General features: G+C 62.5%; 14 protein-coding genes. 1 reads left to right on the top strand and 13 read right to left on the bottom strand.

What is annotated here, in order from left to right:
- Positions 1-15 precede the first annotated feature (15 nt).
- From AB8B20_RS18150 to AB8B20_RS18200, 11 genes are all read right to left on the bottom strand, one after another.
- Positions 16-1,158 (bottom strand): alpha/beta hydrolase family protein, encoded by a 1,143-nt coding sequence (locus AB8B20_RS18150; protein ID WP_439074425.1) that lies wholly within the window; start codon positions 1,156-1,158, stop codon positions 16-18.
- A gap of 228 nt (positions 1,159-1,386) precedes the next feature.
- Positions 1,387-1,731: a Rieske (2Fe-2S) protein gene (locus tag AB8B20_RS18155; RefSeq protein WP_439074424.1), complete on the bottom strand. Its 345-nt coding sequence runs from the start codon at positions 1,729-1,731 to the stop codon at positions 1,387-1,389.
- Positions 1,721-2,425: an ABC transporter ATP-binding protein gene (locus AB8B20_RS18160; protein WP_068729545.1), complete on the bottom strand. Its 705-nt coding sequence runs from the start codon at positions 2,423-2,425 to the stop codon at positions 1,721-1,723. Before AB8B20_RS18160 ends, AB8B20_RS18155 begins: the two co-directional genes overlap by 11 nt.
- Positions 2,418-3,230, bottom strand: a complete 813-nt coding sequence (locus AB8B20_RS18165) for an ABC transporter ATP-binding protein (RefSeq protein ID WP_093757539.1) — start codon at positions 3,228-3,230, stop codon at positions 2,418-2,420. The genes AB8B20_RS18160 and AB8B20_RS18165 overlap by 8 nt, the downstream gene beginning before the upstream one ends.
- Positions 3,230-4,276 carry a branched-chain amino acid ABC transporter permease gene (locus tag AB8B20_RS18170; RefSeq protein WP_439074423.1) on the bottom strand — a complete coding sequence of 349 codons (1,047 nt, stop codon included), beginning with the start codon at positions 4,274-4,276 and terminating at the stop codon, positions 3,230-3,232. Before AB8B20_RS18170 ends, AB8B20_RS18165 begins: the two co-directional genes overlap by 1 nt.
- A complete protein-coding gene (locus AB8B20_RS18175; protein ID WP_170849610.1) occupies positions 4,273-5,145 on the bottom strand; it encodes a branched-chain amino acid ABC transporter permease in 873 nt (290 codons plus the stop codon). The genes AB8B20_RS18170 and AB8B20_RS18175 overlap by 4 nt, the downstream gene beginning before the upstream one ends.
- Before the next feature lie 202 nt (positions 5,146-5,347).
- The gene (locus AB8B20_RS18180; RefSeq protein WP_439074422.1) at positions 5,348-6,502 is read right to left on the bottom strand and encodes an ABC transporter substrate-binding protein; all 1,155 of its coding nucleotides are present in this window, start codon (positions 6,500-6,502) and stop codon (positions 5,348-5,350) included.
- Between the two features lie 79 nt (positions 6,503-6,581).
- Positions 6,582-7,784: a xanthine dehydrogenase family Fe-S subunit gene (locus AB8B20_RS18185; RefSeq protein ID WP_439074421.1), complete on the bottom strand. Its 1,203-nt coding sequence runs from the start codon at positions 7,782-7,784 to the stop codon at positions 6,582-6,584.
- Positions 7,781-8,614: an FAD binding domain-containing protein gene (locus tag AB8B20_RS18190; RefSeq protein WP_439074420.1), complete on the bottom strand. Its 834-nt coding sequence runs from the start codon at positions 8,612-8,614 to the stop codon at positions 7,781-7,783. Before AB8B20_RS18190 ends, AB8B20_RS18185 begins: the two co-directional genes overlap by 4 nt.
- Entirely contained in the window at positions 8,611-10,992 is a 2,382-nt protein-coding gene (locus AB8B20_RS18195) for a xanthine dehydrogenase family protein molybdopterin-binding subunit (protein WP_439074419.1), read from the bottom strand. The genes AB8B20_RS18190 and AB8B20_RS18195 overlap by 4 nt, the downstream gene beginning before the upstream one ends.
- Positions 10,993-11,043: 51 nt before the next feature.
- Positions 11,044-12,321: an amidohydrolase/deacetylase family metallohydrolase gene (locus AB8B20_RS18200; RefSeq protein ID WP_120287426.1), complete on the bottom strand. Its 1,278-nt coding sequence runs from the start codon at positions 12,319-12,321 to the stop codon at positions 11,044-11,046.
- Between the two features lie 161 nt (positions 12,322-12,482).
- On the opposite strand from AB8B20_RS18200, the gene AB8B20_RS18205 reads away from it, so the two are divergent.
- Entirely contained in the window at positions 12,483-12,977 is a 495-nt protein-coding gene (locus tag AB8B20_RS18205) for a MarR family winged helix-turn-helix transcriptional regulator (RefSeq protein ID WP_439074418.1), read from the top strand.
- Positions 12,978-13,055: 78 nt separating this feature from the next.
- Here the strand turns inward: AB8B20_RS18205 and AB8B20_RS18210 are convergent, their stop codons facing one another.
- On the bottom strand, positions 13,056-13,391 hold the full coding sequence (locus AB8B20_RS18210; protein WP_439074417.1) for a 2Fe-2S iron-sulfur cluster-binding protein: 336 nt from the start codon (positions 13,389-13,391) through the stop codon (positions 13,056-13,058).
- Positions 13,388-15,109: an FAD-binding protein gene (locus AB8B20_RS18215; RefSeq protein ID WP_439074416.1), complete on the bottom strand. Its 1,722-nt coding sequence runs from the start codon at positions 15,107-15,109 to the stop codon at positions 13,388-13,390. The genes AB8B20_RS18210 and AB8B20_RS18215 overlap by 4 nt, the downstream gene beginning before the upstream one ends.
- Positions 15,110-15,129 lie beyond the last annotated feature (20 nt).

The following is a 15,129-nucleotide window of genomic DNA, read 5'->3' on the forward strand; positions in this document are numbered from 1 at the left end:
CCGCGCCGCGCCTGCCTACTTCGTCCTTGAGTTCAAACGATCGACAATCCAGTCGAAAATGAACTCATTGCCCACGGTCGGAATATCGATCTGGGCGGGCGGCGCCACCGTCTCCGACGCGCGGAAGATCTTCAGTTCGATGTCGAGGCCGTTTTGTTTCATGACGCGACAACATTCCGTGACGTGATCGACATCGAGCCAGTCGCGCTCGCCCATCGCAACTAGGACCGGGCATTTGATATTGGCGGCGACACTGCTGCTGTTGAAGCCCTCGATTTCACTCGGACAGCCCAGACCAGCCCGGCCTGAAATGCGGCTGGCAATAAATGCGCGCTCGTGAAGCTCCCAGATTCCGGCATCGCAAACAGCTGCTGCAAAGCGGTCGTCGAGATTGGCGCCGCGCGTTGCAAAGGCAGCTCCGAGGCCGTCTCCGAAGATCGCAATTCGCTCCTGATCGATATCGCTGCGGTCGGCCAGGAAATCGACCCAGCCGCTGATCGCCGTTTCGACCTCATACCGACAAGGCGACCCGATCATCTCCTGGCTATAGGATTGACCGGGTAAATCGACGAGCAACAGCGAGAGACCGCGTTCCAGCGCGTAGCTGGGCACCCTGTGCAGATGCTCTTCCTTGTAGTGGCCCTGCCCGACGACGCAGAGAACGACCGGCAGCGGCCGCGTCGCGCGCGGCGCAGGAACGAAGTATCCCTGCAACACACCGTCCCGCCACGGGATCTCGACGACCTCGCCGGCAGGCGTTGCATGCTGCACGTAAAGTCGGGCACAATCCTGCATCAGGGCGATGGCGGCGCCTTGCCGCGGATCGCTGCAAGCGAGCATGACCTGAGCGGTGCGATAGTAGTTGGCTGCGCGCAGCCAATTGCTCAGCGCCGTCGGGATGCGGCCGCTGGCCAGCGCCTCCGCGGCGCGCTCACGGTTGATATCAGCCGCGCTGTGCCATTCGCGATACCAGCTCTCGTCATCGCGCGGATTGATGCGCTCCGCCGCTAGGAAACATTCCGAAACGGTACTTCCGCCTTCCTGCGCCGCGCGCAGCACGCGCAAGAACTGCAGCGAAAAGTCTTCATGGCCAGGCCATTGCTGCCAGCCGCGCCCCTGCGACGATGGGATGGCCTTGGCAAAATCGATAATGGTCACATCCCTGGCCCTTGACGGAGATCGCTTGAAAGATCGACGAGAAGCATGGGTCTTGCGCCCATTTGTGTACTGCCAGACACACTCGGGAGTCCGACTTTTCAGCAGTATTATCCGCGCTTTACGAGGGGGCAAGCATGATTATTATACCGCAACTGCACCAATTGAATGCTGCAGCGCCAACGAACTCTGCATCCAGGCCCGATGCCGCGTAACTCGCGCGAAGGCTTGTTACTTCGGGACGACAGCCTGTGCATCGACCCAGATTTGCGCATCGCTTTCGCGCACCGGATAGCGTCGCAAACCCCTGCTCGGCCAGCCCGGCGACATGCTGCCGTCTGCCAGATCGAACCAGGCCAGATGACGCGGACAGTGCAGCCGGCCATCGGCGACGCGGCCAAGGCTGAGATCGGCCTGCTCATGCGGACAGGCGCGCTCGCAGGCGTAGATTGTCTCGCCATCCCGCACGATGAGAACACCGAGGCCAGCCACGTTGACGCAGACGATCGTCTGTTCGGTCAGGCGCTCGCGTGAGCAGACCGCGACCCATCGGGCGGGATTGTCGTCATCCGCCAAGATAGGCCCGTCGCACATGCTCGTTCTCGATCAGCTCCGCGCCCGCGCCGGACAGCACGACACGCCCAGACTCCAGCAGATAGGCATGATCGCACATCTCGAGCGCGGCGAAGGCATTCTGCTCGACGAGCAAAACAGTCGTGCCGGCATCGCGGATCGCGCGGATGATCGCAAAGGTGCGCTCGACGATGTTGGGCGCGAGACCGAGCGAGGGTTCATCGAACATCACAAGGCGCGGGCGCGACATCAATGCACGGCCGATGGCCAGCATCTGCTGCTCGCCGCCGGACAGCGTGCCCGCCGCCTGTTTGCGGCGTTCGGCGAGGCGTGGGAATTCGCCATAGATGCGGTCGCGGTCAACAGCGACCTCGCTCGTGTCCGAGCGCAGATAGGCGCCCATGTCGAGATTTTCGGCCACCGTCATATGCGGAAAAACGCGACGTCCTTCCGGACAATGTGCGATGCCCTTTGTGAGCACCCGCTGCGCGCCAATGCCGGTGATGTCTTCGCCGTCGAAATGAAGACTGCCGGAGCGCGACGGCACGAGGCCCGAGATCGCACGCAACGTTGTGCTCTTGCCGGCGCCGTTGGCACCGATCAGCGCCACAAGTTGCCCGGCCTTGACCGAGAGCGAAATGCCCTTGAGGGCCGAGATCTGGCCATACGCGCAAACCATGTCACGGATCTCAAGCATGGACTGCGACCTCCTTGACCACATCCTTCGCGCTCTGACCGAGATAGGCTTCGATCACTGCGGGATTCTTGCGGATTTCGTCGGGCGGTCCTTCGGCGATGATGCGGCCGTAATTCAGCACGACGATCCGATCCGATACGCTCATCACCATCGGCATGTCGTGCTCGACCAAGAGGATCGTGACGCCACGATCCCGGATATTGCGGATCAGCTGTACGAAAGTATGCGTCTCCGACGCGTTCATGCCGGACACAGGCTCGTCCAGCAGCAGCATCTTCGGCTGCGCGGCGAGCGCCAGTGCAACACCAACGAGACGCTGCTCGCCGTAGGAGAGTGAACCGGCGAGGTCGTTAGCGCGGGCTTCGAGGCCGATCCAGCGCACCAGTTCGGCCGCGCGCGCGCGCTGAGCTTTCTCGGATGCGCGGGCGCGCGGTAGGCCGAGAATGGCTTCGGCGAGGCCGAGCTTGCCTTTAAGCTCGCCTTGGCGATGCAGGCCGATCAGGACGTTGTCGTAGACGGTGTCGTTGGGAAACACGCTGGTGCGCTGAAAGGTGCGGATCAGCCCGAGATCTGCGATTTCATGTGGTTTCTTGCCCTTGAGGTCCGCGCCGCAATAGTTCACCGCGCCCTTCGTGGGCGTGAGGAAGCCGGTCATGACGTTGAAGGCCGTGGTCTTACCGGCGCCGTTCGGCCCGATCAGGCTGACGATCTCACCTTTGTTGACATGGAAGTTCATGTCCGAGATCGCGACGAGGCCACCGAAATGGACCGCGACGTGTTCGATGCTGAGGACTGTCTCGGCCATCACGCGTGCTCCTCGGCGGTGCGTTCGGAGACCGCGATGGACGCCCGTCTGGTTCCACCGGCACGGGCCAAACCGAGTTTAGCGGCGAGCGACGGCACGATGCCGCGCGGCATCACGAACAGGATGACGATGAGCACCACGCCATAGGTGATCCACTGCGCTTCCGGCGGCATGATCGGCCGCAGGAACACCGGCAGCAGACCGAAGATGACGCCGCCGACAACGGGCCCGGCCAGCGATCCCTTGCCACCCGACACCACCATGATCACCATGGTCACCGTCGAGATGAAGGCGAAGACGTCGGGATCGATGATGCGGATGTAATGCGCGTAGAGACTGCCGGCAGCGCCGGCGATACCGGCAGAGATCACGGCGGCCAGTGTCAGCGTCTTGGTGACGTCGATGCCGACGGCGACAGCCAGCGTCTCGTTCTCCATCAGCCCGCGCATGGCGCGGCCGTAATGCGAATGAACGAGGCGTGAGATCAGAAAGTAGGAGATCGCAGCAACGGCCAATACCAGATAGTAGTTGTGAAATTTCGTCTTCAGCACGAGATAGCCAAGCCCCGGCAGACCTATGGTGATCGACGGAATATTGGTCAGCGCCAGCGGGCCCTGCGTCAGCTCGACCCAGTTCAGCGCCACCAGCCTGACAACTTCGGCGAACGAGATCGTGACGATGACGAAGTAAGCGCCGCGCACGCTGAAGGACAGGCGTCCCACCAGATAGCCGCAGAAGCCCGAAATGAGGATCGCCAGAAAGAAGCCCGCAATCGGCGGCCACGGCACGTGGACGATATGGAAATCACCGTAGATCGGCACATCGAATCCCAGCGATGTCAGCGCGCTGACATAGGCGCCGATGCCGAAGAAGGCGATATGGCCAAGACTGAGCTGTCCAGTAAAGCCGAGCAGCAGATTGAGGCTCATGGCGCCGATGATGAAGATGCCAGTCGTGATCAGCGCGTTGAGCAGATACGGATCCGTCAGCCACATCGGCACGGAAGCGAAGAAGGCGAGACAAAGGAGCGCAACGATCTGCTTCATCCGACGCGCTCCGCCCGTGCGAACAATCCTGTCGGCTTGAAGATCAGCACCATGATGATGATCAGGAAGCCCATGGCGTCGCGATAGCCCGACGACACATAGCCGGCGCCAAGCTCTTCAGCCAAAGCGAGAATGAAGCCGCCGATCACGGCGCCGGTGATATTGCCGAGGCCGCCAAGAATAACAATGGCGAAGGCCTTCACCGCGGCGAGATCGCCCATCTGCGGGAACACGACATAGACCGGACCGAGCAACGCGCCAGCAGCGGCCGCAAGGCTCGAGCCAATGGCAAAGGTCGAGGTGTAGATCAGGCTGACATTGACCCCCATCAGTGCGGCGGTGTCTGAATCCTGGAAGGTCGCGCGCATCGCCTTGCCGAGTTTGGTGAGATTGATCAGCGAGTAAGCCAGTACGATCAGCAGCGCCGCTGCGAACAGAACGAACAGGCGCAGCCAGGACACGGACACGGGCCCGATCACCAATGGCGCATCGGGAAACGGATTGTCGATGGACTTGGCGACGCCACCCCAGATCCACAGCGCGCCGGACTGCATCGCGATCCAGGCACCGATCATCACCAGCATGGTAGTGTCGATATCGGCGCCGCGCAGCGGCCGCAGCAGCGTGATCTCGATGACGGCACCCAGCAACCAACCAGCGACGATCGCTACCGGCAGCGCGACAAAGAAATTAAGCCCGAGCTGGTGCACGACAATGAACATCATATAGGCGCCGAATGTGTAGAGGATGCCGTGGGTGAAGTTCACCACGTTCATGATGCCGAAGATCAGCGTCAACCCGATGCCGAGCAGCGCATAGGTGCCGCCGAGCACAAGCATATTGACGAGGTGTTGCAGGAGCTGGTCCACGAGCGGCCCTAAAGGTTCGAGTAAGGTGCTAACCTCTCCCCGCCTAGCGAAGCTTTGCTTCGCCGGGCGGGGAGAGGTCGGAGCCGAGCGACAGCGAGGCTTCGGGTGAGGGGAGCCAGAGTTTCACTCGCAAGTGCCCCTCACCCCACCCGTCTCCCCGCAAGAGCGGGGAGAGGGAGCTCGCTGCCGGAGTTCGTCTGGATCAGAGATCCTTCATCACGATCTTGCCGCCGGAGATTTCGACCAGATAGACGTTCGGGAAGCTCTGGCCGCTCTCCTGACCTGCAGGACCCGACTTCTTGAAGATGATGTCGCCGTTCAGTCCCTTGACGTCGATCTTCCAGAGCGCGTCCTTGATCGCCGCCGGCTCGGCTTTGCCGGCCTTCTCGATGGCCGCCGCGATGGTGCGGATGCCGTCATAGCCACGGAAGCTCTCGGTGCAGCCGGCGAAATCGAAACCGCGCTTCTTCCACTCGTTGATGAAATAGGTGGTGGCTTCCGGGTTCGGCGTCTTCTCCGGCATCCAGGGCAGGAAGGTCGTCAGATGCATGGTGTCGTTGGCAGCGGCACCAGCCTGCGCGATGATCTGGTCTGGGTTCTGCGAACCGCCGGTGGTGATGATCCGCTTCTTCAGGCCGAGCGCCGCCGCCTGCTTGAAGATCAGCGTCAACTGATCGACCGCAGCCGTGATGATCACGGTCTCGGAGTCGGTCGCCTTGATCTTGGCGAGCTGGGCGCTCATGTCCTGCGCCGATTGGTCCATGGTTTCGACCAGGCCGATGGTGATGCCCTTCTCCTTCATCATCTTGCTGAAGTCCTCGGCGGTGCCGCGGCCCCAGTCATTGTTGATCACAAGAAAATCCACCTTCTTCAACGCCAGCTTGTCGACGATGTTCTTGAAGGCGGCCGCTTCCACGAAAGACGGCGGCGAGATACGGAACACGTAAGGATTGCCCGAGGTGGTGATCTTGCTCGCCGACGAGGTCTCGACGACCATCGCGGTCTCGTATTCGACGAGCTTCGGCATCACGGCGAGGGTGAGGCTGGAGCCCCAGGCGCCGAGCATGACTGGCGTCTTGTCGCGCGTGATCAACTTCTCGGCGACGGCAGCAGCTTCGGTCGGATTGCTCTTGTTGTCTTCGATGACGAGTTCGATCTTCTTGCCGAGCAGGCCGCCCTTGGCGTTGATCTCGTCGGCGGCGATCTTGGCGCCGTTAACGACATACGTGCCCGACGCGGCAAAGGCGCCGGTCAGCGGTTCGTTTACGCCGATCTTGATGGTTTGCGCAGTCGCAGCGCTGCTCAGGAAAGCAATTGCCAGGGCCGTCGCCGAAGCTGCCTTGATGATCCGTATCATGTGGTCCTCCAGTGTTACGCTGATGAAACTTGCGCAGTCCAAACCTCGCCGTTCGCATGTCCAAGCGAACGTCGATCTCTCACGCTGATCCTCCGCGCCCGGAGAGGCGGCGAACGACATGCATCGCGCGCTCACGCAGGAGACCGAGGATCAGCGAAACACCATTCAGATCGGCTGCCGCTGACGGCGCCGATGTCACATCGCCCGACAGGCGGCGATCGAGATTGCCGGCGAATTCCGCGACCAGCCGCGCCGCGAGATCGCGCACCAGCCCGCTGCGACCGACCTGTGCCAGCATGCCGGTGAGGCTGTAGCCGATGGAAAGCTCCACACGCGTCGCCGCGCCGTCATCCTGCGGCACCAGCCGGTAACGGATTTCGCCTTGCGTGGTGGAGCGGCTGCGCTGGTCGCTGCCTATGCCGAGAATGCGGCCGGCGAGATCGGCCTCGTCGCGCTCGACGCGGGCGGCGCCGTTAAAATTGGCGGAGATCGGCCCGATCTTGACGCGAATCGCGCCTTCGACACGCTCGGGTCTGGGCGTGCCGACCAGCGTGGCGCCCGGCAGGCACGAGGCGACGGCCGCGATGTCATCGAACAGTGCAAAGACTTTTGCAGGTGCATGCGCGACAGTGAATTGCTGCTCGAGCGTGGTCGATGGCGTGAAGTCTGGAATGTCCAGCGGTGCGACGGCGGCAGCCGGTTCGGATACAGCAGGCTGCGCGGGCATCAGCTTCTGGGAGCTGACACAGGCTGTGTGCCCTGACCCTGCCGGTCCCAGCACCTTGCGCCCGCCATCCGGCTCCGGCGCGATATCGCGCGCGCGGCGCTCTGTGATGACCGACTGCACGGCGCGGACGATGCCCACATAGCCGGTGCAGCGGCAGAGATTGCCTGACATGCCGATGCGGATCTGCTTCTCGTCGGCATCCGGCAGGCGCTTCACCAGATCGCGCGCCGAGACCAGCATGCCCGGCGTGCAGTAGCCGCATTGCAACGCGTGTTCGCGGGTAAAGGCGGCGCGCAGCTCCGTGGCAATCTCGTCATCATCAAGACCTTCGATGGTGGTGACATCGGCGCCATCGCATGCCACCGCATAAGTGATGCAGGAGCGCGTCGGTATGCCATCGACCAGGATAGTGCAGGCACCACAGACGCCATGTTCGCAGCCGAGATGCGTGCCGGTGAGATCGAGCGTGTCGCGCATCATGTCGGCGAGACTCGTACGTGGCTCGACGTCCCTCTTCACGGCGCGAGTGTTGACGGTGAGTTCGACAGAGTTCATGCCGCGGCCTCCGCAACAGCGCGGCGCAGAATGGTGACGTGAATATGCCGATCGGCGGCATCGGCCATGCCGGCCTTCGACAGCAGGGTGTCGGCGACGCGCCCATCGAAGCGCGACTTGAAATCGCTGGTGATACGCCCGCCGAACAGTTCTTCGGCATTCTCAACGATGATCGGCGCGGCTTCGACTGCGCCAATGACGATACGTGCCTTGCCAGCTTCTGGATTGATCAGCACCGCGCCAATGGCATGGGCAAATTCACCCGTCTTACGGCAGCTCTTCACATAACCCCAGCGCGCCGAAGGGGACATCACCGGCACACGTACGGCTTCCAGCATTTCGCCGGGCTGCAGCACACTTTCCAGTGCACCCAGCATGAAATCCTTCATCGCAACACGCCGCGCTCCGCTTGCACTACGCAGCGACAGCGTCGCGCCAAGTGCGGCGAAAGTGGAGACCCAGTCCGCGGACGGATCGGCATGGCTGAGCGAACCACCGACGGTGCCGCGGTTGCGCACCGCGCGATAGGCGATGGCGGAGGCCACGCGTTGCATCGCGCCGCGGGTGACGTCGGGAATGCGGCCATCCTCGATATCGGCATGGGTGACGCAGGCGCCGATCACCAGCTCATCGCCGGCGACTTCCACATGCTTCAGCTCGGCGAGGCCGGTGATATCGACGATGGTGTCAGGAGCCACCAGACGCAGGTTCAGCATCGGTCCGAGCGACTGGCCTCCGGCCATGACCTTGACCACGCCATCGCCAGCCATTGCGGCTAAGGCCGAGGCGACGTCGCGCGGGCGTTCATAGGCGAAAGGTGCCGGCTTCATGCGGCGGTCCTCTTCGCATCGCGGGCGGCCAGAATGCCTTCCAGCACGCGGCGCGGCGTGATCGGCGACTGCAGCATCTCGACGCCGAGACCGCGCAACGCATCGTTCACCGCATTGCCGATAGCCGCCGGCGGCGCGATGGCCCCGCCTTCGCCGATGCCCTTGACGCCGAACTTGGTGTAAGGCGACGGCGTCTCCATGTGGTCGAGCCACGGCATCGGCACTTCGGTCGGACCGGGCAGCAGATAGTCAGCGAGCGTCGTATTGAGCGGCTGACCGGCGCGATCAAACGGCATCTCCTCATAGAGCGCTGTGCCGATGCCCTGCGCGAGACCGCCATAGATCTGGCCGTCGACAATCATCGGATTGACCAGCACGCCGCCGTCCTCAACGATGACGTAATCGAGAATTTCCACATCGCCCAAATCAGGATCGACGGCGACGGTGACCGCATGGGCGGCATAGCTGAACGTGCCGCTGTCACGCTGCGGCTTGTAACCGGAGGTCGCCTCCAATCCGCCCGGGTCGACATCGCCGGGCAGATCCTGCGGACGGCGATACCAGGTGTGCGCGATTTCCTTCAGCGTCACGCTGCCATTAGGCCCGCGGATTTCGCCGTCGACCAGCACGACATTGGCTTCATCGACCTGCAGCAGCTTGGCGCCGATCTTCTTGGCGCGCTCGCCGAGTTCGTGACACGCCGTCGCCACAGCGCCACCGGCCATCACCATGCAGCGCGAGCCCCAAGTGCCGGTCGAATACGGCGTCATCGCCGTGTCGCCATGGACGACACGGATTTTTGCGACATCGACGCCGAGCATTTCGAAGGCAACCTGCGACAGCGTGGTTTCGAGGCCCTGGCCATGCGAGTGCACGCCGACTTTCAGTTCAAGCCCGCCATCCGGCGTCAGTCGCGCGGTGGCCTGTTCATGGCCAGGCACCATGGGAATGCCCCAGCCGGAATAGACCGAGGTGCCATGCGCAGCCTGCTCGCAATAGATCGAGAGGCCGACGCCGATCAGGCGTCCATCGGCCTCGCCTTTGCGCTGCCGCGCACGGATGCCATCGATATCGATCTGCGCGACAGCGCGTCGCAGCGCCTCGGGATAATCGCCGCTGTCGAAATGCTTCTTGGTGATGTTGTCGAACGGCATCTGCTCCGGCCGGACCAGATTGCGCAGACGGACGTCGCCGGGCTCAAGCCCCGCTTCAGCGGCGACCAGATCGAGCATCAATTCCAGCGCGAAACAGACGCCGGTGCGGGCGACGCCGCGATAGGGCAGGATCGGACATTTGTTGGTCGCGACCGAATAGGTGCGGCAGCGATAGGCCGGCATCTGATAGGGGCCGGGCAAAATGCTGACCACCTGCGCCGCTTCGAGGCAGGCCGAGAATGGATAGGACGAATAGGCACCGGAATCGACCGTTGCTTCGCAGTCGATGCCGCGCAGCGTGCCGTCGCGATCGGCATAGACGGTGATCTTGTAATGATGCTCGCGGCAGTTGGAACTGGCGACCAAATGCTCGCGGCGATCCTCGATCCAGCGCACCGGGAAGCCGCGCTTCATGGTGAGCCATGACAGGCAGACTTCCTCCGGCAGCAAGATACCCTTGTGGCCAAAACCGCCGCCGACATCCGGCGAGACGATTCTGATCTGTCCTTGATCCATCTCAAGGCAATCGGACAGACCGTTGCGCACAATGTGCGGCATCTGGCTGCCCGTATAGAGCGTGAGCTGATCGAGACGATGATCGAACGTGGCGATGACACCCCGACCTTCGAGCGGCGACATGCATTGCCGCGCGGTCGAGATTTCGCGTGTCACCTTGATCGGTGCGTCGAGAGCGCTGGAAATATCGAGTTCGAAGAAGCTTTCGAGAAAGACGTTGTCGCCCCAGTGTTCATGCACCAGAGGCGAGCCGGCCTCACGCGCCTTGAGCATATCGTAGACGGCGGGCAGCTCTTCGAGATCGAGCGTGACGGAGGCCGCGATATCTTCAGCCTCGGCACGCGTCGGCGCGACGCACATGGCGACGAGTTCGCCGACCTGACGAATTTTGTCGGTGGCCAGAATGGGTTGATCGGACGGCTTGAAGCCGGCCAATCCCGTGATCGCGCGGATCGGCTTGATACCGACAAGATCGGCAGACGTGAACACCACATCGCGGTAACGCTCGGGAATATGAATCGCCCGGATTCGCGCATGCGCTAGCGGACTGCGCACGAACGCGACGTCCTGCAATCCCGCCAGCCTGATATCGCCGACGAATTGCCCGCGCCCGCGCATGAGGCGATCGTCCTCCTTGCGCGGTACGCGCGCGCCGACGCCCTGCTTTGAAGCAGGGGCGGCGGGCGAGATATCTCGCTCATTGCGCATCGACGAACTCCCGGCGTCTTCCGGATTGACTAGCGAACTGGCTTGCAAAGCTCAGGCCGCAACGGCCTGAGGAAGGATCGGAGCGATCGGATCGAAGCGGGTGCCCGCGCGCAGGCAGAAGGCCGGCTGCAGCAGGCCGTTCGCAATCACGTCGGTATTCTCGTTGTCGCGCAGGATGTAACGACCGGGCTTTTCGACGAGCACCGAAACGTCGGCATCCATGCCGACCTTGAGCGAGCCGATCTTGTCGGACAGGCCGATCATCTTGGCCGGGTTCGACGTCACCATCGGCACCACCTGTTCCAGCGTTAGGCCGAGCGAAATCATCGAGCTCATCGCCTGCACCAGGCTGAACTTGGCCTGGCCCTTGAACGGATGGTTCTCGTCATCCTCGTGCTCATCCGGCGTGCCGGCAGGCGCAGGCACCTCGGTGTTGTAACCGTGGATGTCGGCGCCGAGTGTGTTCGGCACGATGCCAGCGGCAATCGCCTTCTTGGCGAGGCGATAGGAGAAGTGGCTGCCATGGCCGACATCGATCTTAAGGCCACGATCGATCGCCGCCTGGATCACCGGATGCACCTCGCCTTCGCGATTGACGAAGCCGCCAGGATGCCGCGTGAACGGATGGGCCAGCACGTCACCTTCCTTCAGCAGCGGAATCACGCGCTCCAGAATCGTATCGACGTCCTCCCCATTATTGCCTGACTCCGGCAGACCCCAGAGTTGGCCGAAATGCACGTAAACCGGCAATTCCGCGCGCTTGCCGATTTCGGCCGCCATTTCCATCACGCGAATGCCCCAGCGCGCGAAGCCGCCGATTTCCGCATGGGCCTTGATGCCACGAACGAGATCGCGATTGGCCACCGCCGATTTCACGGTCGCGTCGATATCGACGCCATCGGGGCTGTAGAGGTTGGGATAGAAATGCCCTTCGAGACCCCCGACGAGATAAGCCGACAGAAACGCATAGACGCGCGATTTTGCGGGCTCGGCGATGAAGTGACGAAAGCCGGGCAGCGTCATGCAGGACGGGCCGCCCTGGTCGATCAGCGTGGTGACGCCGGATTGCACGCCGACCATGTCGGGCTGCATGCCGAAACGACCGCTGACGTATTGAAAGACGTGCGCGTGGGTATCGATCAAGCCCGGTAGCACCAGCTTGCCGGTCACATCCACCACTTCCTTCGCGCTGGTCGGCAAAATATCGGACTGCACGGCGGCGATCTTGCCATTGCGAATGGCGACATCCTTAATGCCGTCAACACCGGCGGCGGGATCGATAACACGACCACCGCGCAGCAGCAGGTCAAATGAGGCGGTAACGGACATGGCGGTCTCCTTGCGTTCCGGCGGACATTAGAGATCCACCAAAATACGAAGCATACTTCGTATTTTACAAAAGCAAAGTCCGTGCCATAAACATTGCGATGCGGTAGTTTTTCAACGCGCTCGCACCATACGAGCCGTAGCCGACACAAGGAGAGACTGCGTTGCCCCAGGCCAAGCCGCGCCGTGACAAGCCCGTCCACAAGCCCTGGCCGCTGGCCCAGCGACCGGGATTTTTGATCAGACGGCTACACCAGATCCATGTCGCGCTGTTCCAGGAAGCCTGCAGTGCCTTCGAGATGACGCCACTCCAATACAGCCTGCTGTCTGCATTGGCGGCGCGCGGAACTGCCGATCAGACCAGCTTAGCTGCTGATATTGCTCTGGATCGCACGACCACGACCGGCGCGCTGAAGCGACTCGAAGCACGCAGGCTGGTCGAGCGTCCGGTCAGCGACGATGACCGCCGCGCCCGCGTCTGCCGGCTCACACCGGCCGGTGCAGCCCTGCTCGACAAGATCGAAACCGCCGCACGCGAGGCGCACCGCGCCACGCTCGGCAACCTCACCAAGACGGAACAGACTGCGTTTATTGCCATGATGCAGCGCATTGTCGCAGCGAACAGCAGCCGCGACGGAGCCACTGATCTATCGGATTGAAGGTCGCCGACGCGGCTCTTCCCAGATTAGAACGACTATAAATTAATCAGCCTGATCGCGGCGCAGGCAGACAATTATTCAGGACCGCAGCATCAGCCGTTCATCAGGCGGTGCGATTTCGGTGACGAGATCGCGGATCAGCGCCTTTTTCGGCAGCGGCGCCAGCGTCGTCATTCCCTCTTTGAGCCGAACCGTGCAGGCGTAATCGACCTTGCCATCGATCAGCATCATGCATTCCTTGCACGCATTCGCATTGATGCAGGAGAAGCGAAACGCCAGTGAGGGATCCATGCTGCGCCTGATGGCACGCAAGCCGTCGAGAATGGACTGGCCGTGTTCGAAGGGAATGTCGAACATGTCCTGATGCAGCGCTTCGCCGAGTGCGCCGCGCTGAATGCTGAGCGTCGCCTTCATGCGGCAGCCTTTCCGGTGATGGGCATCACTTTGCGCAGGGTCATGTCGCCATCCGACATCGCAACAATCTGGTTGACGCTCCACCCATCATCCAGACCGAGATGATCGTCGCGCTGATGGGCGCCGCGGCTTTCGGTACGCGCCAGCGCCGGTATGGCAACCGATTGCGCGACAGCGAGCATGTTGCGCAGGTCGAGCCAGTCGGCCAGCACGGGATCGAAGCTTTCCGCTGACGCGAACGGCGTATCGCCGATATCGGCCTTCAATTGCGCGATCTGAGAAATCGCCGACCGCAATTTCGCATCAGTGCGGAACGGACCGACGTCGTCGGCCATCACGGCCTGCAGCTTCACGATCACCGCTGCGGGATTTGGCGCACCACGTTTGCTGGCACTGCGCAGCAGATCGATTACCGGCTTCGCGGCATCGGCTGACCACATCGACGCATTCTGCTTTGCGCGCTCCGCGGCGCTACGGCCTGCCCGCGCGCCGAACACGAAGGCTTCGGTGATCGCATTGCCCGACAACCGGTTGGCGCCATTGGCACCGCCGACCGCCTCCCCGCAGGCATAGAGCCCGGGTACGCCGGTCGCCATCATCTCGTCCACGCGAATGCCGCCCATATGATAATGCGCGATCGGGGCGACCTCGACAGGACGCTGCGCGAGATCGATGCCGTTCTCGGCGAGGCGATCCACCACCGGCCCAAATGCCTTGCGTATCTCGGCTTCAGGCACATGCTGGAAGCTCAGATAGGCGCCGCCAGCGGGGCTGCCGCGGCCGGCTTCGACCTCCTTGGTGATCGCATAGGTGGCCAGATCGCGCGTCAGCACATAGGTGCCGTCGCTGCGCTTGTCGCGCGTTGCATAGTCCTCTTCGAATTCGCGCATTTCGGAATTGAGCAGCTTGCCGCCGAGCTTGTAACGAAACGGGTCCCACATGATCGGATCCATGCCGACGAGGCGCGGCGCGAGATGGCCGATCGGGAAGAACTGCACGAACTCCATGTCGATCAGTTCAGCGCCCGCGCGCAAGGCAAGCGCATAGCCGTCACCGCCCATATTCGACGACGCGCTGTTGCGACGATAGAGACCGGTAAGCCCGCCTGTCGCGATCACCACCGCCTTCGCGGCCAGCGTCACCGCCTGCCCGGTCGGCAGATGCAGGGCCGTCGCGCCGCAGGCTTCGCCATCACGCAATGCGATATCGACAATGGTGAGATCGCCTATGCGGCGAATGCCGCTCGCATTATTCAGCTGCGTGCGCAGCGTCTTCGACACTGCGGGACCGGTGGAGAGAAAGTCCACATAGGCACAACGCGGCCGATCATGGCCCGGCGCCTGTGCCTGCTTGATATGGCCGTCCTCGCGCGCCCAGCCGACCTTCCACGCATCCATTTCGCGCAGCCGCTGCGGGCCATCTTCACAAAGCAGCGCCGCAAGACGTTCGTCGCACAGCCCGCGGCCGGCCGCGAGCGTATCGGCAAAGTGATGTTCCCAGTGATCTGGTGTCTGCTCGCCCAAAGCGGCTGCGACCGTCATCTGCGCCATGACAGTGGCGCCGCCGCGCCCGATCAAACTGCGATCGGCAAGAATGACGGACGCGCCACCCTTCGCCGCTTCCAGCGCCGCATACATGCCGGCACCACCGGCGCCGATCACGAGAACATCGGCTTCGAGATGGGTGGGAACCGAAGTATTGGGAGAAGATGATGTCATGATCAGGCGAGCGTCTCTTC

This window comes from Tardiphaga sp. 866_E4_N1_4, from assembly GCF_052076075.1.
Lineage (GTDB): Bacteria > Pseudomonadota > Alphaproteobacteria > Rhizobiales > Xanthobacteraceae > Tardiphaga > Tardiphaga robiniae.